Below are 18,911 nucleotides of genomic sequence, written 5' to 3' on the forward strand. Positions count from 1 at the left end.
ACAGCACAGGCACCATCGGAAGCAACCCAGGAGCACCTTCATGATCGGTCTGATCCCCGTCACCGCCGCAGGCCGCCAGGCCGCGGCCCGGCTGGCCGCAAGCCTGGGCGACTGCCGGGTGTACGCGGAGGAGCCGGTCGCGGCCTCGGTCCGGCTGGCCTGGGACGAGTGCGAGCAGTTGGTCTGCTTCCTGGCCACCGGCGCGACGGTACGGCTGATCGCCCCGCTGCTGGCGGACAAGCGCACCGACCCCGGGGTCGTCTGCGTGGACGAGGCGGGCCGCTTCGCGGTGCCGCTGACGGGCGGTCACGACGGCGGTGCCAACGCCCTCGCCGAGCGGATCGCGGCGGTGCTGGACGCGCAGCCGGTGCTGACGACCGGTACCGACGCCGTGGGGATACCGGGTCTGGACACCCTGGGCTGGCACTACGAGGGCGACCTCGCCGCAGTCAGCCGCGCCCTGCTCGACGGCGTGCCGGTGCGGCTGGTCCAGGACCAGCAGCACCCGCTGCCGGCCCTGCCCGCCACCGTCCGCCCCGACGCCCCCGCCGACGCACCCCGCATCATCGTCACCGACCGCACCGCCACCGGCCCCACCGCCCCCGCCGACGCCGTCTCCCGCACCGCCGAGCCCACCGCCCCCGCCTCGGGCGGCCTCGCCGCAGGCACCGTCGCGGCGGCGGCACCGACCGTACTGCTGCGGCCGCGCAGCCTGGTGGTGGGCGTCGGCGCGAGCCGGGGCGCCTCCGCCGAGGAGGTCCTCGGCCTGATCGCGGACGCCCTGGCCGAGGCCGGGCTCAGCCCGCACTCGCTGGACCACCTCGCCACCGTCGACGCCAAGGCCGACGAGCCCGGCCTGGTCGAGGCCGCCCGGGTGCTCGGTGTGCGACTGGTGGCACACCCGGCCGAGGCGCTGGCCGCCGTGGACGTGCCCAACCCCTCGGACGCCCCGCTGGCCGCCGTCGGCACCCCGAGCGTGGCGGAGGCCGCGGCGCTGCTGGGCGGCGGCGAACTGCTGGTCCCCAAGCGGAAGTCCGCCCCCGAGGGCCGGGCCGCGATGTGCACCGTCGCCGTCGTCCGGCGCCGCCCGCGCGGACGGCTGGCCCTGGTCGGTCTGGGCCCCGGGGCGCGCGACCTGCTCACCCCGCGCGCCCGCACCGAGCTGCGCCGGGCGTCAATCATCGTCGGCCTCGACCAGTACGTGGACCAGATCCGCGATCTGCTCCGTCCCGGCACCCGGATCGAGGAGACCGGTCTCGGCGCGGAGGAGGAGCGCGCGCGCAGCGCCGTACGCCTGGCCGAGCAGGGCCACGCGGTGGCGCTGATCGGCAGCGGTGACGCCGGCGTCTACGCGATGGCCTCGCCCGCACTGGCCGAGGCGGGCGCGGACATCGACGTGGTGGGCGTCCCCGGGGTGACCGCCGCGCTCGCGGCGTCCTCGCTGCTCGGCGCGCCGCTGGGCCACGACCACGTCTCGATCAGCCTCTCCGACCTGCACACCCCGTGGGAGGTGATCGAGCGCCGGGTGCGCGCGGCCGCCGAGGCGGACCTGGTGGTCACCTTCTACAACCCCCGCAGCCGGGGCCGGGACTGGCAGCTGCCCAAGGCGCTGTCGCTGCTGGCCGAGCACCGCGAGCCGTCGACCCCGGTCGGCGTCGCGCACGCGATCTCCCGGCCGGACGAGTGGCACACCGTCACCACGCTCGCCGAACTCGACGTCACCACCGTCGACATGACCACCGTCGTGGTCGTCGGCAACACCGCCTCGCGCGCGGTGGCCGGCCGCATGGTCACCCCGCGCGGCTACCGGTGGCAGCTGTGAACGCGGTTGAGGTGAGCGCGCGCTGTCAGGGCTGCGGCGCCTGCCTGCTGACCTGTCCCACGCACGCGATCCGGCCGATCCCGCACGAGGTCGGCGGGGTGCCGCTGCTGGTCCGCGAGGACCTCTGCACCGGCTGCCTGGAATGTCTGGACGTATGCCCCGTGGACGCCATCGACCTCGTCAGGAGCGCACTGTGACCACGCGTCAGATTCACCCCATCGAGCGCGAGTCCTACCGCAGGCTGCGCTCCCGGCTGGACACCGGCCATCTGCCGCCGCTGACCCGGGCGGTCGCCGAGCGGGTGATCCACTCCAGTGCCGACCTCAGCTACCTCGACGACCTGGTGATCGCCGACGAGGCGGTGCTGCGCGCCGCCGCCGAGGCCCTGGCGGCCGGTGCGCCGCTGGTCGCGGACGTGGAGATGGTCGCGGCGGGCATCACCGCCCGGCGCGCGCTGTGCCGGGTCAGGGACGCCAAGGGCGACCCCGCCACGGGCCTGACCCGCTCGGCCGCGGCGATCCGGATGGCGCTGGACGAGGTCGGCCAGGGCGCGGTCTGGGTGATCGGCTGCGCCCCGACCGCACTGGAGGAACTGCTGCTGCTGGACGCCCGTCCGGCGCTGGTCATCGGGCTGCCGGTGGGCTTCGTCGGCGCCGCCGAGTCCAAGGCCGCGCTGCGCGCCTCGGGACTTCCCGCCGTCAGCAACATCTCCGAGAAGGGCGGCTCCGCGGTCGCGGCGGCCGCCGCCAACGCCCTGCTCTACCCGGACCTCTCCACCGAGACCGGATCCGACGCCTCACCCGACCACACCCGGCTCGACCACGCCCCGCTCGACCACGCCCCGCTCGCTCAAGACGTACTGGACGCATCATGACTCAGCAGCTCCCCCACCCCCGCCACAGCGCGCCCGCCCTGCTGGTCGTCGGCCACGGCACCCGGGACGAGGCCGGGGCCGAGGCGTTCCGCGCGTTCGTCGACGGGCTGCGCGACCGGCTGCCGGACACCCCCGTCGGCGGCGGGTTCATCGAGCTGTCCCCGCCGCCGCTGGCCGACGCCGTGGCCACGCTGGTCGCGGACGGGGCACAGCGCTTCGCCGCGGTGCCGCTGGTACTGGTGTCGGCCGGCCACGCCAAGGGCGACATCCCCGCCGCGCTGGTGCGCGAACGCGAGCGGCACCCCGGCACCACCTTCGCCTACGGCCGCCCGCTCGGGCCGCACCCCTCGCTGCTCGCGGTGCTGGAGCGGCGCCTGGACGAGGTGCTCGCGGTCGAGGACCGCGCCGACACCACCGTGCTGCTGGTCGGCCGGGGCTCCACCGACCCGGACGCCAACGCCGAGGTCACCAAGGTCGCCCGGCTGCTGTGGGAGGGCCGGGGCCTGGCCGGGGTGGAGACCGCCTTCGTCTCGCTCGCCGCACCGGACGTCCCCTCCGGCCTGGACCGCTGCCGACTGCTCGGCGCGAAGCGGGTCGTGGTGCTGCCGTACTTCCTGTTCACCGGGATCCTGCCGGAGCGGGTCGAGCGGCAGGCGGCCGAATGGGCGGCGGCCCACCCCGCGGTGGACCTGCGCCAGGCAGGGGTGATGGGTGCCACCGACGAGCTCGCCGAGCTGGTGCTGACCCGCTACCGGGAGGCGCTGGCCGGGGACCTGCGGATGAACTGCGACACCTGCGTGTACCGGATCGCCATGCCCGGCTTCGAGGACCGGGTCGGCGCGGAGCAGCGTCCGCACCACCACCCCGACGACCCCTCCCACAGCCACGGCCCGCACTCGCACGGCTCCCACGGGCACGACGCACACGGTCACGGCTCCCACAGTCACGGGTCGCCCAGCCATGTCGACTGACCCGGATCTGCGCCACCACGGGGACCGCGAGGTCGGCGCCGGGCTGGTCGACCTCGCGGTGAACGTGCGGGCCGGGACCCCGCCCGAGTGGCTGCGTACCCTGCTCGCGGCGACCCTCCCCGATCTGGCCGCCTACCCGGACGGGACCCGCGCCCGCGCGACGGTCGCGGCCCGGCACGGCCGTCCGGCGGCGGAGGTGCTGCTGACCTCGGGCGCGGCGGAGGCCTTCGTGCTGCTGGCCCGAACCCTGACGCCACGTCACGCGGTGGTGGTGCACCCGCAGTTCACCGAGCCGGAGGCGACGCTGCGGGACGCCGGCCACCCGGTGCGGAGGCTGCTGCTGCGTGCCGGGGACGGCTTCCGGCTCGACCCGGCACAGGTCCCGGACGAGGCGGACCTGGTCGTGGTGGGCAACCCGACCAACCCGACCTCGGTGCTGCACCCGGCCGCCGACCTGGCGGCACTGGCCCGCCCCGGGCGGGTCGTGGTGGTCGACGAGGCCTTCGCGGACACCGTCCCCGGCGAAGCCGAGAGCCTCGCCGGGCGGCGCGGGATCCCGGGCCTGGTGGTGCTGCGCAGCCTCACCAAGACCTGGGGGCTGGCCGGTCTGCGGATCGGCTACCTGCTGGGCGCACCGGAGCTGGTCGCCTCGCTCGCCGCCGCTCAGCCGCTGTGGCCGGTGTCGACACCGGCCCTGGCGGCCGCCGAGGCCTGCAGTGCCCCGAGCGCGCTGGCCGAGGCCGAGGCAGCTGCGGCGACCCTGGCCGAGGACCGCGCCTACCTGCTGGCCCGGCTGGCAGAGCTGCCCGGCATCGAGACCCACGGCCGGGCGGCCGCCTCCTTCGTCCTGATCCGCACCCCGGGTGCGGCGGCGCTCCGGGAGCGGCTGCGCGAGCACGGCATCGCGGTCCGCCGCGGTGACACCTTCCCGGGCCTCGGACCCGACTGGCTCCGGATCGCGGTACGCGACAAGGCCACCGTGGACTCCTTCTGCGAGGTGCTGGCCACCCTGCTGTGACGGACGGGCGCTCCGTCCACCCGGCTCCGGTGGTGCACGTACGCCTTCTCGCCGTTCATATCCATGAACTTTGTCCAACTCCTTGACTCCACCCCCGCCTCGGCCGTGTCATATCAGTCATCCGCCTGACCCCACGTCACCGAGGACGCCCGTCATGGACGACAGCACGCACCTCGCCGCCACTCCCCTGCGCCGCCGCCAACTCCTGGGCGCGGGCGCCGCCGTGACCGGCGCCGCGCTCATCGGCGCCGGCTCCGCGACCACCGCCCACGCGTCAGCACCCGCTTCGGCAGGCGCCTCCGCACCAGCCCCGCCGACCACCGCTGACCCGTTCGACCAGTTGCGGAGCGTCTGGTCCGACATCCTCACCGGCGGCGCCGGCGTCAATCCCGCCGACCCCGACTACGCGACGGCGATCGCCACCATCGACGCGATCGCGGCGGCGGCCATAGCCCTGCGCGACACCTCGGCCACCCCTGCCTCCGTCTACACCGACCTGCCGTTCACCCATGTCGAGAACGCCAGCGGGACCTACTACCGGCTCCGCGACACCGCCATCGCCTGGGGCACACCCGGCTCGACGTACCATCAGGATCCGGTCATCGCCGCCCAGTTGATCGCCGGCCTGGCGCTGATCGGAGCCAGGTACTACAACCCCTCCTCCCCCGAGGTCGGCAACTGGTACCACTGGGAGATCGGCGCCCCGCAGGCCCTGGTCAACGCCTGCGCCGTGCTCGGCAACCAGGTCCCGCCCGCCGACCTGGCCTCCTACCTGGCCACCGTGGCCCACTTCGTACCCGACCCCACGCTGCAGCAGCAGGGCACCGTGGTCACCACCGGGGCCAACCGCTCCGACATGTGCCAGATCACCATCCTGCGCGGCATCCTGGCCCGGGACCCGGCACCGATCGCCCTCGGCCGCGACAAGCTCTCCGACATCTACCCCTATGTGACCACCTCCGACGGCTACTACCGGGACGGCGGCTACATCCAGCACGGCACCATCCCCTACAACGGTCACTACTCCTACGTCCTGCTCAACGACCTGAGCCAGCTCTCGCTGCTGCTCAGCGGCTCCAGCTGGCCGATCACCGACCCGCAGTTCTCGGTGATCCTGGACGCCGTCGACCTCACCTACGCGCCGTTCATGTACGACGGACTGGTCATGGACGTGGTGCGGGGCCGTTTCCTGTCCCGGCAGGGCGAGACCGACCACGACGCCGGCCATGCCATCACCGAGGCGGTGCTGCGGCTGATCCCGCTCGGCAGCCGGGACCAGCAGAAGCGCTGGAAGAGCATGGTCAAGGGCTGGATCGAGCGCGAGACCTTCACCCCGATCCGCGCCAGCGCCACCCCGGCCCGGATGGCCCTGGTCAAGTCCGTGCTGGACGACCGGCGGGTACGCGCCGCCGACCGCCCGGACGGGCACATCCAGCAGCCCTCGATCGAACGCGCGGTGCACAGCCGGGACGGCTGGGCCTGGACGGTCGGCCTGTCCAGCAGCCGGATCGCCCGGCTGGAGGCCATCAACGGCGAGAACCAGCGCGGCTGGCACACCGGCGACGGCGCCACCTACCTCTACAACCGCGACAACGGCCACTACACCGACGCCTACTGGCCCACTGTCGACAGCACCCGGCTGCCCGGCGTCACCGCCGACACCCTGCCGCTGGCGAACAGCGCCGGCAACGGCACCCTGCCGCCCACCACCTGGTCCGGCGGCGCGGTACTCGACGGCACCTACGGGGCGGTCGGCCTGGACCTGGTGCCGTTCGGCTCGCCGCTGCGGGCGAAGAAGTCCTGGTTCTGCCTGGACGACTGCGTGGTGGCCCTCGGTGCCGGGATCACGGGCAGCAGCGGGCACACCGTCGAGACCACCGTCGAGAACCGCAACCTCCATGCCACCGGCGGCAACCGGCTGATCGTCGACGGCCAGGCCCAGCCCTCCGGCACCGGGTGGACCGGCAGTTTCACCGGCACCGGCTGGGCCCATCTGGACGGCGTCGGCGGCTACGTCCTCAGCAGCCCGGCCGTGCTGCGCGCCAAGCGCGAGGCACGGACCGGCACCTGGGCCGCCATCGACAACGGCCCCAGCACCGGCGGCACCACCACCCCCTACACCAACACCTATGTCACCCTCTGGCTCGACCACGGGGTCGACCCGGCCGGTGACTCCTACGTCTACCTGCTGCTGCCCGGCGCCTCGGCCCGGGAGACCGCCCGCAGGGCGGCCGAACCGGATGTTACGGTCCTGGCCAACTCCCCTGCCCTGCAGGCGATCCACTCCGCGCGGACCCGGCTGACCGCGGCCAGCTTCTTCACCGCCGGCGCCCTCCCCTCCGGAGGCGCCGACGGTGTGGCCGTGACCGGCCCCGCGTCCGTGCTGCTGCGGGACCAGGACGGGCGGCTGACGCTGGCCGTGAGCGACCCCACCTGCGCCCAGACCTCACTGACCCTCACCCTGAGTACGGCGAGGCGCTACCGCCGGGGCTTCAGCGACGACCCCGGTGTCCGGATCGACCTCAGCGGCCCCGCACCGGTGGTCACCCTGGACCTCACCCAGGGCCTGCCCGGCACCGCCCGCACCGTCCGCCTCTCCCACTGACCCGCCGGGCCCGCCGACCCGCCTGGCCCGCTGACCCGCCTGGCCCGCCGACCGCCCCGGCCGGTCGGCACCGCCGCTCAGTGCCGCCGACGCCGGCGCCGGGTGACGGCCAGGCCGCCCACGCCGACGGCCGACAGCACCGCGGCGGCACCGGCCAGCGCCGGGGCGCCGCTGCCGCCGCCGGTCTGGGCCAGGCTGGTGTCCGGAGCCTGCGGCGAGGCCGACACGGACCCCGGGACGGCCGGTGCCACCGCGGCGGAGACGGTGGCGGCAGCCGGAGCGACCCCGGGGGCCGCCCCGCCGGGCACCGGCGCGCCCGCAGCACCGCTCCGCGTCGGGGCCGGCCCCGACCGCTCCCCGCCGGCCGGCTCGGCACAGCTGACCGCGGCCAGCTCGACCGAGCCGGTCACCTTGGCGACGTTGAGGTTCAGCGGATTGACGGTGACGCTCAGCTCCAGGGCGGTGGCCGCCGCCGTCGTGGACGTCGTGGAGTGCGCGGACCACTCCACGTCCACCACCCCCAGCCCCGGGATCGCCACACGCGTGGGACCGCCCGCGCTGAGCGAGACCGTCTTCCCCAGGACGGTCAGGTCGCCCAGGACGTTGGCCCGCGCGGTCGGCTGCCCGCTCACCGGGCAGTCCGCCCTGGCGGTGACCTCCTTCAGCCCCAGCAGCTTGGTGCCCGGCAGTCCCGGCACCGTCAGCGCCGCGGTGACCAGGTCGACCTCGGCGTGCGAGCCCTGCGCGTCCGCGGTGGCCGAGCTGTGGCCGAGGGTGGCGTCCAGCAGCGTCTGCGGGACGCCGCCCTGCACCCCTTGCACACCTGCCCGGAGCATCGACCCGTCCACGCTGTGCGGGGCCCGCACCGCGTTCAGGCTGACGCTGAGCGGCACGTCTATCGCGCTGTCGAGCAACTGGACGTCCAGGCCCAGCCGCGCCGTGGTGGCCGAGGCCGTCCCCACCGAGGCCGCGCCGGCCCCTGCCGGAGCGGCGGCCGGGGGTAACCCCCCGGGCGCGGCCGTCGCCGGGGCCGCCGCGCAGACCGCGGTGATCAGCGAAGCGGCGACGGCCGCGCCGAGGGCAGGGGCTGGGCGGCGGATGGCGAGCATGACGGGGAACCCCCACGGGCTGGGCACGGTCTTGGATGGGTCCCATCCTTACGAACCATCCGTCACGCGGTAACCACACAGTGTCAGTTCACCCTTATGAGTGAAGAAGCCCCAGCGGCCCCGTCCACCCCGCACAGCTCAGGGCAGCCGCCAGTCAACCGGCTGCGCGCCCTGGCGTACGAGCATCTCATTGGCCCGGCTGAACGGGCGGGAACCGAAGAAGCCCCGGTCCGCCGACATCGGGCTGGGGTGTGCCGACTCGATGCTGGGCGCGGGGCCGAGCAGCGGGCGCAGGTTGCGGGCGTCGCGGCCCCAGAGGATCGCCACCAGTGCCGGACCCCGGTCCACCAGGGCGCGGATCGCCTGCTCGGTCACCGCCTCCCAGCCCTTGCCCCGGTGCGCGGCGGGCGAGCGGGGCGCGGTGGTCAGCGCCCGGTTGAGCAGCAGCACGCCCTGCCGGGTCCAGGGGGTCAGGTCGCCGCTGCCGGGCGCGGGCAGGCCCAGGTCCTGCTGGTACTCCTGGTAGATGTTGATCAGGCTGCCCGGCAGCGGCCGCACCTCGGGCGCCACCGCGAAGCTCAGCCCGACCGCGTGGCCCGGCGTCGGGTACGGGTCCTGGCCGACGATCAGCACCCGGACGTCCTCGAACGGCTGCTGGAACGCGCGCAGCACCTGCGGGCCCGGCGGCAGGTAGGTACGCCCGGCGGCGATCTCGCCGCGCAGGAAGTCGCCCATCGCGGCGACCTGTTCGGCGACCGGTTCCAGGGCCTTGGCCCAGCCGGGTTCGACGATCTCGTGCAAAGGACGGGCAGCCATGGTCGGTCACCCTATCGCCACACGCCGCCACGACTCCAGATTCCGGACAATCCACTGCAACCAGGACACAATCGGGAGATGAGCGCGCCACCCGCCCAGCAGCCGCCGCACCAGCCCGGAAAGGGGCCGCAGCACCGGTCACAGTCCCGGCTCCGCCGGGCCGGGGGCGCCGTGGCCCACTACGTCCGCCGGGCGCCCGGGACTTACGTCTGGCTGGCGGCCCTGCTGCTGACCACCGTGGTGATCAACCACATCAACCCGGAGTTCCAGGACCAGTTCCTGCGGCAGCGCTCCACCAACCTGCACCAGCTGGCCACCCGTCCGGTGCGGGTGCTGTTCGCCAGCGCGTTCTGGCTGGACGGCGGCGGCTGGCTCGGCTACTTCGTGCTCTACAACCTGTTCCAGGTGCCGGCCGAGCGCTGGCTCGGGACACGGCGCTGGCTCGGCGTCCTGGTGGTGTCCCACGTCGGCGCCACCTATCTGAGCGAGGGGGCGCTGTACTGGGCGATCCGGCACGGCCACGCCCCGCTCTCCGCCGTCAACACCCTGGATGTGGGCGTCAGTTACGCGCTGGCCGGGGTGCAGGCGGTGCTCGCCTACCGGATCGCGTACCCCTGGCGGCTGCCCTACCTCGCGGTGGTGCTGCTCTGGTACGGCCTCGCGCTGGTCCACGGCCGCACCTTCACCGACGTGGGGCACCTGACCGCCGCGCTGCTCGGCCTGGCCTGCCATCCGCTCACCCGGGGACGCGGCGAGCCGTGGAGCCCCACGCCGTGGCTCCGCTCGCTGCGCCCCCGGCGCCGGTCAGCCGACCACTGAGCCGCGCAGCACCACCGCGCGCGGGTCGGCCAGCACCCGGACGTCGGCACGCGGGTCCTCGGCGTAGACGACCAGGTCGGCCGACGCGCCCTCGTCCAGGCCGGGGCGGCCCAGCCAGGCCCGAGCGCCCCAACTCGCCGCCGACAGCGCGGCGATCGGCGGGATCCCGGCCCGGACCAGCTCGGCGACCTCGGCGGCGACCAGCCCGTGCGGCAGCGAGCCGCCCGCGTCGGTGCCGACGAACACCGGCACCCCGGCGTCGTACGCCGCGGCCACCGTGGCGTAGCGGCGCTCGTGCAGTTCCCGCATGTGCCGGGCGTAGCCGGGGAACTTGAGGCTCGCGCCGTCCGCGATGGCCGGGAAGGTCGCGATGTTGACCAGGGTGGGCACGATCGCCACGCCGCGCTCGGCGAACAGCGGCACGGTGTCCTCGGTCAGGCCGGTGGCGTGCTCGACACAGTCGATGCCCGCGCCGACCAGGTCCGCGAGCGAGTCCTCGCTGAAGCAGTGCGCGGTCACCCGCGCCCCCTCGGCGTGCGCCGCCGCGATCGCCTCGTCCAGGGCCCAGCGCGGCCAGCAGGGGGCCAGGTCGCCGGTGTCCCGGTCGATCCAGTCGCCGACCAGCTTCACCCAGCCGTCGCCGCGCCTGGCCTCGCGGCGGACGTAGGCGGCGAGGTCCCCCGGCTCGATCTCATGGGCGTAGTTGCGGATGTAGCGGCGGGTCCTGGCGATGTGGCGGCCGGCCCGCACCAGCCGGGGCAGGTCGTCGCGGTCGTCCACCCAGCGGGTGTCGGACGGCGAGCCGGCGTCGCGCAGCAGCAGCGCGCCGGCGTCCCGGTCGGCCAGTGCCTGCTTCTCGCTGGTCGCGTCGTCCACCGGGCCGTGCTGGTCCAGGCCGACGTGGCAGTGCGCGTCCACCAGGCCCGGCAGCGCCCAGCCCTGGACGGTGCGCACGTCGGCGGCGCCGGCCGGGCGGCTGTAGGTCACCCGGCCGCCGAGTACCCAGAGTTCGTCCCGCACGTCCTCGGCGCCGGCCAGGATCCGGCCCCGGACGTGCAGTACTTCCTGACGTGCCGTCACTTGTCGCCCCCGCGTGCGCGCAGCGCCCGGCGCAGGTCGTCGACCTGGTCGACCAGGCCGCGCCGCAGGGCCAGGGTGAGATCCGCGCGCTCCAGGCAGGCCTCGGCCGCGCGCACCGTCTCCGGGGTGGCGTCGAAGGCCGGGAAGCCGAACCGCGCCAGCACCCGGGCCATCGCGGGCCCGCGCTTCTCGGCCGCGTCGACCACGGCGTCGAAGAAGCGCTGCGGCCGGTCACCCAGCAGTTCGCGCTGCTCGGGCTGCCAGAAGCCCTGGGCGGTAGCGGCCACCAGGTAGTTGGACAGGTCGCCGGTGAACAGCGCGTCCCAGGCGGCGTCCTTGGCCGCCGCCTGGGGCAGCGCCGCCCGGCAGCGGGCCGCGCCCTCCTGGCCGGTGGCGCTGGGGTCCTGGGCCAGCTCGGCCGCGATCTCCGGCTCGCCGACCTCGCCCAGCACGGCGAGCCGCAGCAGCAGCTGCCAGCGCAGGTCGGGGTCGAGCAGCGGCCCGCCGGGCACGGTGCCCTCGGCGCGCCACTGCCGCAGCTCGGCGACCTCGGCCGGGGTCGCCGAGGAGTCGATCAGCGCGCGCACGGCCAGCAGCCGCAGCCCGGAGCCGCCCTGCGCGCCCTCGGTGCGCCGCAGCAGCTGCCGGCACACCCCGGCGAGCAGGGACAGGCCCTCGGGGCGGCGCTCCGGCGCCAGGAAGCGGTCGGCCACGGTCTCCCGGGCGAAGCGCAGCACGGACTGCACCAGGTGCACCGAGGACTCGCCCGGCAGATGCGCGGCGACCAGGCGCAGGTACTCGGCCGGCGCCAACTCGCCGTCACGGACCAGGTCCCGGGCCGCACTCCAGGCCACGGCACGGGCCAGCTCCTCCGGGATCTCGCCGAGCGACTCGCTGACGGTCCGCCAGGAGCGCTCGTCCAGGCGGATCTTGACGAAGCCGAGGTCGGTGTCGTTGAGCAGCTGCAGCTCCGGGTCGCCGGCCGTGGACGGCGCGAAGGCGTGCTCGGGTTCGGCGGGCAGGTCCAGCGGGACGCGGCCGAGGGCGCTCAGCCGGCCGTCGGTGAGCCGTCCGTAGCTGCCCACGGTGATCCGGTGCGGGCGCAGTTCGCCGTCCGCGGAGGTGTGCAGGATGCGGTCGCCGTCGATCCGCAGGGTGTCCACGCCCGAGGTCCGCAGCCAGCGGTCGGCCCAGGAGCGGACGTCCCGGCCGCTGCTGGCGGTGAGCGCCTCCAGCAGGTCCTCCAGCGCCGCGTTGCCGAAGGCATGGCTCTGGAAGTAGGAGTTGACGCCCTTGAGGAAGGCCTCCTCGCCCAGCCAGGCGACCAGCTGGCGCAGCGCGGAGGCGCCCTTGGAGTAGGAGATGCCGTCGAAGTTCTGCAGTGCCTGGGCGGTGTCGTCGACGGCCTCGGGCGCCACCGGGTGGGTCGAGGGCCGCTGGTCCGCGTCGTAGCCCCAGCTCTTGCGGGCGGCCGAGAAGCCGGTCCAGGCGCCGGTGTAGCGGGTGGACTCGGACACCACCTGGTAGGCCCAGTACTCGGCGAAGGACTCGTTCAGCCACAGGTCGTCCCACCAGCGCATGGTGACCAGGTCGCCGAACCACATGTGCGCCATCTCGTGGGCCACCACCAGCGCCCGCTCCTCGCGCTCGGCGTCGGTGACCGCGGAGCGGAACACGAACTCGTCGCGGAAGGTGACGCAGCCCGGGTTCTCCATCGCCCCGGCGTTGAACTCCGGGACGAAGCACTGGTCGTAGGAGTCGAAGGGGTACCGCTGCTCGAACACCCGGTGGTAGTGGTCGAAGCTGCGCCGGGTGGTCTCCAGGATCTCCTCGGCGTCGGCCTCCAGGTAGGGGCCGAGCGAGCGGCGGCAGTGCAGCCCGAGCGGGATCCCGTCGTGCTCGGAGCTGATGCTGGTCAGCGGCCCGGCGACCAGGCTGACCAGGTAGCTGCTGATCGGCGGGGTGGTCGCGAAGCGCCAGACGCCGTCCTCGTCCTCCGGTGCGGGCGGGGTGGCGATGCCGTTGCCGACGACGGTCCACTCCCGCTGGGCCCGCACGCTGACGTCGTAGACGGTCTTCAGGTCGGGCTGGTCGAAGCCGGCGAAGACCCTCGGGCCGTCGTCGAGGAAGGACTGGGTGTAGACGTAGACCTCGCCGTCCGCGGGGTCGGTGAAGCGGTGCATTCCCTCGCCGGTACGGGAGTAGGCCATGTCGGCCTCCACCAGCAGCTCGTTCTCCGCCGCCAGGCCCGGCAGCTGCAGCCGCCCGTCGATCAGCCCGGCCGGGTCGAGTTCGGCGCCGTTGAGGGTCACCCGCAGCAGCCGGTCCGGCTTGACGTCCACGAAGGTGGACGACCCGGGGGCGGTGCAGCGGAACCGGATCAGCGTCCGGGACCCGAACACCTCCGCTCCCCGGGTCAGGTCGAGGTCGACGGTGCTGCTGCGGACATCCAGCAGGCGGTGGCGTGCGACGGCGTCGGCGCGAGTCAGTGCAGGCATGGGGATCATGCTGCCACTGACCGGGCTAGCGCTCCAGCACTCCGTCGACCCGGCGCGGGACCCGCGACCCGGAGCCGTCGGCCGCCCCGGCCCCGTCCGCCTCCCGGTCGCGCAGCTCGGCGGGCAGCAGCTGCTGCGGCACGTTCTGGTAGCTGACCGGCCGCAGCCAGCGCTCGATCGCGCTGCCGCCGACCGAGGTGGCGGAGCTGGTGGCGGCCGGATAGGGGCCGCCGTGCTGCATGGCCGGCGCCACCGCGACGCCGGTCGGCCAGCCGCCGAAGAGCACCCGGCCGGCCAGCGGGGTCAGCGCCGCGAGCCACCCCGCGGCCTGCTCCTCGCCGGGCTCGGCGTGCAGGGTCGCGGTCAGGTTGCCGCCCAGCCGGGCCAGTACCGCCTGCACCTCGGCCGCGTCGCGGTAGCGGGCGACCACGGTCACCGGGCCGAAGCACTCCTCCAGCAGCGCCTGGTACCGCTCCTGCTCCCCCGCCACCAGCCCGGCCGGGACGCTGACGTATCCCGGGCTGACCGCCCAGCCGTCCGCGCCCGCCGTACCCGCCGACACCGGCGTGCTCACCCCGGGCAGCGCGGACCGCTCGGCGAAGCCGGCCAGGAAGTGCTCGCGCATCCGCCCGTCCAGCAGCGGACCGGCGGCGGCCTCGGCCGCGCCGCCGGTGAGCGCCTTCTCCAGCCGGTCCCCGGCCGCCCCCTCGGGGACGAACACCAGCCCCGGCTTGGTGCAGAACTGGCCCATGCCCAGGGTGAACGAGCCGGCCAGCCCGGCGCCGATCTCCTCGGCCCGCTCCGCAGCGGCGGCCTCGGTGACCACGACCGGGTTGAGGCTGCCCAGCTCGCCGTGGAAGGGGATCGGTACCGGACGTCCGGCCGCCAGGTCGAACAGCGCCCGCCCGCCGGGGATCGAGCCGGTGAAGCCGGCCGCGCTCACCAGCGGGTGCCGCACCAGATCCACCCCGGCCTGCCGGCCGTGCACCAGCCCGACCACCGCCGCCGGCAGCCCGGTCTGCACCGCCGCCGCCCGCAGCGCCGCCGCGGCCAGCTCGCTGGTCTCCGGGTGGTCCGGGTGCGCCTTGACGACCACCGCGCAGCCGGCCGCCAGCGCGCTGGCGGTGTCCCCGCCGGGGACGCTGAACGCGAACGGGAAGTTGCTGGCCGCGAAGACCGCGACCACGCCGACCGGCACCTTCCAGCGACGCAGGTCGGGACGCGGAGCGGGCGCGGCGGCGGGGTCCGCGTGGTCGATGATCACGTCGAGGAAGGCGCCCTCGTCGACGACGTCCGCGAAGGCGCGCAGCTGGTAGCAGGTGCGCCCGAGCTCACCGGTGAGTCGCGCGGTGCCCAGCGCGGTCTCCCGGTCGGCGGCGGCGATCAGCGCCGCGCCGTCCGCCTCCAGCCGGTCCGCCGCCGCCCGCAGGAACGCCGCCCGGCGGCCGCGGTCGGCCAGCGCCGGGTGCGCCGCGTGGGCGTCCCGCACCGCGAGGTCGACGGCCGCACTGTCCGCCTCGACGGCGATCTCCGCCGTCCGGGCTCCGGTACGGGCGTCGACACTCCACACTGGGGGGGTGTTCATCTCGGGCGGCCTCCCTGCACGAGCGTTCCATATGATGAACGCTGTCCACTATGCTGAACGCTCCTGACCATACGTCCCACGCAGAAAAGGGGTCAACCCTCATGGCCCAGTCCTCGCCCCGTCCCGCCGCCGTCGACGCGGGCGGCTCGCAGGTCAAGTCCGCCGTGCGGACGGTCGAACTGCTGGAGTACTTCGCGGGCCGGCCGGGCATGCACAGCCTGGCCGAGGTCCAGGAGGCCGTGGGCTACCCCAAGAGCAGCCTCTACATGCTGCTGCGCACCCTGGTCGAACTCGGCTGGGTGGAGACCGAGTCCACCGGGACCCGCTACGGCATCGGGGTGCGGGCGCTGCTGGTCGGCACCTCCTACATCGACGGGGACGAGGTCGTCGCCGCCGCCCGGGCCACCCTGGACCGGCTCGCCGACGACACCACCGAGACCATCCACCTGGCCCGCCTGGACGGCGCGGACGTCATCTACCTGGCCACCCGCCAGTCCCAGCACTACCTGCGCCCCTTCACCCGGGTCGGCCGCCGGCTCCCCGCGCACACCACCTCCCTGGGGAAGGCGCTGCTGGCCACCTTCAGCGACGACGCCGTGCGCGCACTGCTCCCGGCGAAGCTGGAACCGCTCACCGAGCGGAGCCACACCGACATCGACGCCCTGATCGAGGACCTGCACGAGATCCGCGAGCGCGGCTACTCGATCGACGCCGAGGAGAACACCCTCGGGCTGCGCTGCTTCGGCATCGCCATCCCCTACCGCACCCCGGCCCGGGACGCCGTCAGCTGCTCGGTCCCGGTCGCCCGGCTCACCCCGGGCCGCGAACAGATGATCCGCGACGCGCTGTTCGAGGCCCGCGACCGGCTCACGCTGGCCACCCGCCACCTGTGACGGGGGCCCCGGCGGAGCGCCGGGACGGGGTGCCTAGACTCGCCGGGTGACTAAGTTCTTCCTGGCCCTGCACATCCTCGCCGCCATCGTCGCCATCGGCCCGGTCGCCGTCGCGGCCAGCATGTTCCCGCCGGTCGCCCGGCGGGCACTGGCCGCCCCCGGCACCGGGGACGCCGAGGTGACCATGGGCGTGCTGCACCGCATCTGCAAGGTCTATGCGCTGGTCGGCGTCGCCGTGCCGATGTTCGGCTTCGCCGTGGCCGGGGTGATGAAGGTGACCGGCCAGACCTGGGTGATCGTCTCCATCGTGCTCACCGTGCTCGCCGCCGTGGTGCTGGGCGCACTGGTGCTGCCCCGCCAGGCCGAGCTGATCGAGGGCGGCCGCGACGGCGCCGGGGCGTCCGTGAAGGACACCAAGCAGCTGGCCATGTTCGTCGGGATCTTCAACCTGCTCTGGGCCGCGGTCACGGTCATCATGATCATCCGACCCGGCTCCACCCTCGGCCACTGACCGCCCCAGCGGCGGCGGCCGGCAGGCGGGAACCCGCGCACCAGGAGCAGCCGCCCCTGCGGACCAGCCGTCGAGCCCGGGCCTGAGCCCGGCGGCGGTCGGTGCGTGGGCGTGAGCCGGTTGGCGGTCAGTGCCCGGGCCGAGCGCCCGGGGCGCGGGGCGGCAGGCGGAGCCGGGAGAGGTCGCGGTCCGAGGCCAGACCGGCGTGGTAGAGCCGGAGTTCGTCCGCCCCGGCGGGGACCCCGGCGGACGGGTCGCCGCCCATCCCGCCGACCACCGTCAGATTCGCGGCCAGGGTCCGCCCCGGGATCCGGGGAGCCGCGTCCAGCGCCTCCGTGGATCCGGTGCAGGGCAGCACCAGACCGTCGGCGCCGCCCTCGGTCAGCAGCCACTCGGCCTCCACCCCGGCGTTCGAGCCGACCCGGTGCGACGCCGGATCGGCGTGCAGCATCACCCGCAGCCCCGGCGCCTCGGACCGCACCGCGGCGACGCACGCCGCCTGCAGCACCCGGGCCCGCCCGTTCCGGTAGCCGAGGCTGAACTCGGCCAGGTCCGGACCGAGCAGCTTGCGCACCCCGGCCCACTCGTCGTGCTCCGGCCGCCACCGCCCGGCCCACACCGGCTCCAGTGCCGCCCGCACCGCCGCGTCCAGGTCGGCCACGCCCGCCGCCGCGTAGCCCGCGCGGCAGACGTCGCAGAAGCACAGCGACATCAGGTACTGCGCCGCACCGTCCAGCGGCACCCCGCCGATCTTGTCGTGCGCGTGCAGGTGCGCCATCCCGTACCAGCCGCAGGACTCCAGGTCGACGCCCGAGGCGCCCGGCCGGGCGCCGGCCTCGGCCGCCAGCGCCACGCAGTACGCCACCACCTCGGGGCGGGCGACACACAGCGCCCACGGGTAGCGGTCCCCGTACGCGTTGCGTACCGAGCTGTCCGGATTCTCGCCGCCCAGGCGGGAGTTGTGCGCCAGCACCACCCAGCTCGCGACGTCGAGACCGGCGTCCCGCAGCATCGACGCCGCCTCGCCCCAGGCGTCCGCGACCGCCATCCAGTCCTGCGGGTACGGGCGCAGCGCCTTCCCCTCCCAGCGTCCGGGCGCCGGCGGGTAGTAGACGGCCGAGGAGGGCGCGGTGACGATCCTGGTCACCGGGTGACGGGGCGTCAGCGCACGGGTGCTGTGGTAGGCGGAGGCCAGGGTGACGCCGTCGAGGCCGAGCCGGGCCAGCCGCACGGGCGCGTCGGGGTCGCCGATGACGTCCCAGGGGTAGAGGAAGGCGGTGGTGCGCATGCGGATCAGTCCTCGTTCCGGGCGGGATCGTGCGATGGACGGCGGGGTTGTTGACGGCGGGATTGTTGACGGCGTGGCTGTTGACTGCGCAGAGCAGCGACTCCTAGGCTAGCCATATATGTGAATCCAATCCACATTCTTGTCCATGCTCTTTCGCCCGGCCGGGGGACGCCCGATGACCCAACCGCAGACCGTCCTGCTCACCGGCGCCGCCGGAGGAGTCGGCAGCTTCCTCCGGGCCTCCCTGCCCGGCTACGGCTACGACCTGCGCCTCAGCGACATCGCCCCGGTCCCCGGCGCGCCGGAGGCACTCACCGTGGACCTGCGCGACGCCGCCGCCGTACGGGAGGCCGTGCGCGGCGTCGACGCCGTGGTCCACCTGGGCGGACTGTCGCTGGAGGACAGCTTCGAGCGGATCCTCGCCGCCAACATCGAGGGCCTCCACCACCTCTACGAGGCCGTCCGCGCCGAGAACGTCCGCCGGGTGGTCTTCGCGAGCAGCAACCACACGGTGGGCTTCGTGCCCCGCCCACCGGACCCGGAGAAGGCGGTGCTGCCGGTCGACACCCCGCTGCGGCCGGACACCTACTACGGCCTGTCCAAGTGCTTCGGGGAGTCACTGGCCTCGCTCTACGCCGACAAGTACGGGGTGGAGACGGTGTCGATCCGGATCGGCTCCTGCTTCGCGACTCCGCTGAACACCCGGATGCTGGAGACCTGGCTGAGCCCGGCCGACGCCGCCCGCCTCGTCCACGCCGCGCTGACCGCGCCGGACGTCCGGCACACCGTCGTCTACGGCATCTCGGCCAACACCCGCGGCTGGTGGGACCTCGCCCCGGCCCGTGCCCTCGGCTACCGGCCCCAGGACGACTCCGAGAGCTACGCCGCCCAGGTCCTCGCCGAGCACGGCGAGCTGGTCCCGGGCAGCCCCGAACACACCTACCTCGGCGGCCCGTTCACCACCGTCGAGCCGCCCCGCTAGCCGCCGCGCCGGCGGTGGCAGGGTCCGGGCGCGGGTGCGC

The 18,911-nt window shown here is 74.7% G+C and carries 16 protein-coding genes; 10 read left to right on the forward strand and 6 right to left on the reverse strand.

The genetic code is table 11. The features are described 5' to 3' along the window. The first annotated feature begins 40 nt into the window (after nt 1–40). The 6 genes from cobJ to ABH925_RS02700 all read left to right on the forward strand — a co-directional run bounded on the left by cobJ (nt 41) and on the right by ABH925_RS02700 (nt 7,290). Nucleotides 41–1,822 carry a precorrin-3B C(17)-methyltransferase gene (gene cobJ, locus ABH925_RS02675; protein WP_370145090.1) on the forward strand — a complete coding sequence of 594 codons (1,782 nt, stop codon included), beginning with the start codon at nt 41–43 and terminating at the stop codon, nt 1,820–1,822. Beyond that, nucleotides 1,819–2,019 carry a 4Fe-4S binding protein gene (locus ABH925_RS02680; protein ID WP_370145091.1) on the forward strand — a complete coding sequence of 67 codons (201 nt, stop codon included), beginning with the start codon at nt 1,819–1,821 and terminating at the stop codon, nt 2,017–2,019. Before cobJ ends, ABH925_RS02680 begins: the two co-directional genes overlap by 4 nt. Beyond that, entirely contained in the window at nt 2,016–2,696 is a 681-nt protein-coding gene (locus ABH925_RS02685) for a precorrin-8X methylmutase (protein WP_370145092.1), read from the forward strand. The genes ABH925_RS02680 and ABH925_RS02685 overlap by 4 nt, the downstream gene beginning before the upstream one ends. Continuing rightward, the gene (locus ABH925_RS02690) at nt 2,693–3,667 is read left to right on the forward strand and encodes a sirohydrochlorin chelatase (protein ID WP_370145094.1); all 975 of its coding nucleotides are present in this window, start codon (nt 2,693–2,695) and stop codon (nt 3,665–3,667) included. The genes ABH925_RS02685 and ABH925_RS02690 overlap by 4 nt, the downstream gene beginning before the upstream one ends. Continuing rightward, nucleotides 3,657–4,685, forward strand: a complete 1,029-nt coding sequence (cobC, locus tag ABH925_RS02695) for an Rv2231c family pyridoxal phosphate-dependent protein CobC (RefSeq protein ID WP_370145095.1) — start codon at nt 3,657–3,659, stop codon at nt 4,683–4,685. The genes ABH925_RS02690 and cobC overlap by 11 nt, the downstream gene beginning before the upstream one ends. 154 nt (nt 4,686–4,839) lie before the next feature. Further along, entirely contained in the window at nt 4,840–7,290 is a 2,451-nt protein-coding gene (locus ABH925_RS02700; RefSeq protein WP_370145096.1) for a polysaccharide lyase 8 family protein, read from the forward strand. 77 nt (nt 7,291–7,367) lie between these two features. Here the strand turns inward: ABH925_RS02700 and ABH925_RS02705 are convergent, their stop codons facing one another. Continuing rightward, nucleotides 7,368–8,399: an SCO1860 family LAETG-anchored protein gene (locus ABH925_RS02705; RefSeq protein ID WP_370145097.1), complete on the reverse strand. Its 1,032-nt coding sequence runs from the start codon at nt 8,397–8,399 to the stop codon at nt 7,368–7,370. Nucleotides 8,400–8,537: 138 nt separating this feature from the next. Continuing rightward, the gene (locus tag ABH925_RS02710; protein ID WP_370145098.1) at nt 8,538–9,215 is read right to left on the reverse strand and encodes a uracil-DNA glycosylase; all 678 of its coding nucleotides are present in this window, start codon (nt 9,213–9,215) and stop codon (nt 8,538–8,540) included. Nucleotides 9,216–9,293: 78 nt separating this feature from the next. Between ABH925_RS02710 and ABH925_RS02715 the strand changes: the two genes are divergently transcribed. Continuing rightward, a complete protein-coding gene (locus ABH925_RS02715; RefSeq protein ID WP_370145100.1) occupies nt 9,294–10,034 on the forward strand; it encodes a rhomboid-like protein in 741 nt (246 codons plus the stop codon). On the opposite strand, the gene ABH925_RS02720 is transcribed toward ABH925_RS02715, so the two are convergent. Genes ABH925_RS02720 through ABH925_RS02730 form a run of 3 tightly spaced genes read right to left on the reverse strand, consistent with a single transcriptional unit; the run spans nt 10,020 to nt 15,197 of the window. Next, nucleotides 10,020–11,114, reverse strand: coding sequence for an amidohydrolase family protein (locus ABH925_RS02720; protein ID WP_370145101.1), 1,095 nt, complete (start codon nt 11,112–11,114; stop codon nt 10,020–10,022). The genes ABH925_RS02715 and ABH925_RS02720 overlap by 15 nt on opposite strands. Then, on the reverse strand, nt 11,111–13,612 hold the full coding sequence (pepN, locus tag ABH925_RS02725; RefSeq protein ID WP_370145102.1) for an aminopeptidase N: 2,502 nt from the start codon (nt 13,610–13,612) through the stop codon (nt 11,111–11,113). Before pepN ends, ABH925_RS02720 begins: the two co-directional genes overlap by 4 nt. 25 nt (nt 13,613–13,637) lie before the next feature. After that, on the reverse strand, nt 13,638–15,197 hold the full coding sequence (locus tag ABH925_RS02730) for an aldehyde dehydrogenase family protein (protein WP_370145103.1): 1,560 nt from the start codon (nt 15,195–15,197) through the stop codon (nt 13,638–13,640). A gap of 101 nt (nt 15,198–15,298) precedes the next feature. Here ABH925_RS02730 and ABH925_RS02735 point away from each other — a divergent pair, with 101 nt between their 5' ends. Together ABH925_RS02735 and ABH925_RS02740 are read left to right on the forward strand one after the other, a co-directional pair. Beyond that, entirely contained in the window at nt 15,299–16,090 is a 792-nt protein-coding gene (locus tag ABH925_RS02735; protein ID WP_370145104.1) for an IclR family transcriptional regulator, read from the forward strand. Nucleotides 16,091–16,136: 46 nt separating this feature from the next. Then, nucleotides 16,137–16,601, forward strand: a complete 465-nt coding sequence (locus ABH925_RS02740; RefSeq protein ID WP_370145105.1) for a hypothetical protein — start codon at nt 16,137–16,139, stop codon at nt 16,599–16,601. Between the two features lie 127 nt (nt 16,602–16,728). Here the strand turns inward: ABH925_RS02740 and ABH925_RS02745 are convergent, their stop codons facing one another. Beyond that, on the reverse strand, nt 16,729–17,889 hold the full coding sequence (locus ABH925_RS02745; RefSeq protein ID WP_370145106.1) for a hypothetical protein: 1,161 nt from the start codon (nt 17,887–17,889) through the stop codon (nt 16,729–16,731). A 175-nt stretch (nt 17,890–18,064) separates the two neighbouring features. Between ABH925_RS02745 and ABH925_RS02750 the strand changes: the two genes are divergently transcribed. Next, on the forward strand, nt 18,065–18,871 hold the full coding sequence (locus ABH925_RS02750; RefSeq protein ID WP_370145107.1) for an NAD-dependent epimerase/dehydratase family protein: 807 nt from the start codon (nt 18,065–18,067) through the stop codon (nt 18,869–18,871). Nucleotides 18,872–18,911: the final 40 nt, after the last annotated feature.

Source organism: Streptacidiphilus sp. EB129, assembly GCF_041262645.1.
In the GTDB taxonomy this organism is placed as follows: Bacteria; Actinomycetota; Actinomycetes; order Streptomycetales; family Streptomycetaceae; genus Streptacidiphilus.

Excerpts from the sequence above, each read along its gene's own strand:
- cobJ (WP_370145090.1), top strand. The coding sequence starts at position 41 with ATGATCGGTCTGATCCCCGTCACCGCCGCAGGCCGCCAGGCCGCGGCC.
- ABH925_RS02690 (WP_370145094.1), top strand. The coding sequence starts at position 2,693 with ATGACTCAGCAGCTCCCCCACCCCCGCCACAGCGCGCCCGCCCTGCTG.
- cobC (WP_370145095.1), top strand. The coding sequence starts at position 3,657 with ATGTCGACTGACCCGGATCTGCGCCACCACGGGGACCGCGAGGTCGGC.
- ABH925_RS02700 (WP_370145096.1), top strand. The coding sequence starts at position 4,840 with ATGGACGACAGCACGCACCTCGCCGCCACTCCCCTGCGCCGCCGCCAA.
- ABH925_RS02705 (WP_370145097.1), bottom strand. The coding sequence starts at position 8,399 with ATGCTCGCCATCCGCCGCCCAGCCCCTGCCCTCGGCGCGGCCGTCGCC.
- ABH925_RS02710 (WP_370145098.1), bottom strand. The coding sequence starts at position 9,215 with ATGGCTGCCCGTCCTTTGCACGAGATCGTCGAACCCGGCTGGGCCAAG.
- ABH925_RS02715 (WP_370145100.1), top strand. The coding sequence starts at position 9,294 with ATGAGCGCGCCACCCGCCCAGCAGCCGCCGCACCAGCCCGGAAAGGGG.
- pepN (WP_370145102.1), bottom strand. The coding sequence starts at position 13,612 with ATGCCTGCACTGACTCGCGCCGACGCCGTCGCACGCCACCGCCTGCTG.
- ABH925_RS02730 (WP_370145103.1), bottom strand. The coding sequence starts at position 15,197 with ATGAACACCCCCCCAGTGTGGAGTGTCGACGCCCGTACCGGAGCCCGG.
- ABH925_RS02735 (WP_370145104.1), top strand. The coding sequence starts at position 15,299 with ATGGCCCAGTCCTCGCCCCGTCCCGCCGCCGTCGACGCGGGCGGCTCG.
- ABH925_RS02745 (WP_370145106.1), bottom strand. The coding sequence starts at position 17,889 with ATGCGCACCACCGCCTTCCTCTACCCCTGGGACGTCATCGGCGACCCC.
- ABH925_RS02750 (WP_370145107.1), top strand. The coding sequence starts at position 18,065 with ATGACCCAACCGCAGACCGTCCTGCTCACCGGCGCCGCCGGAGGAGTC.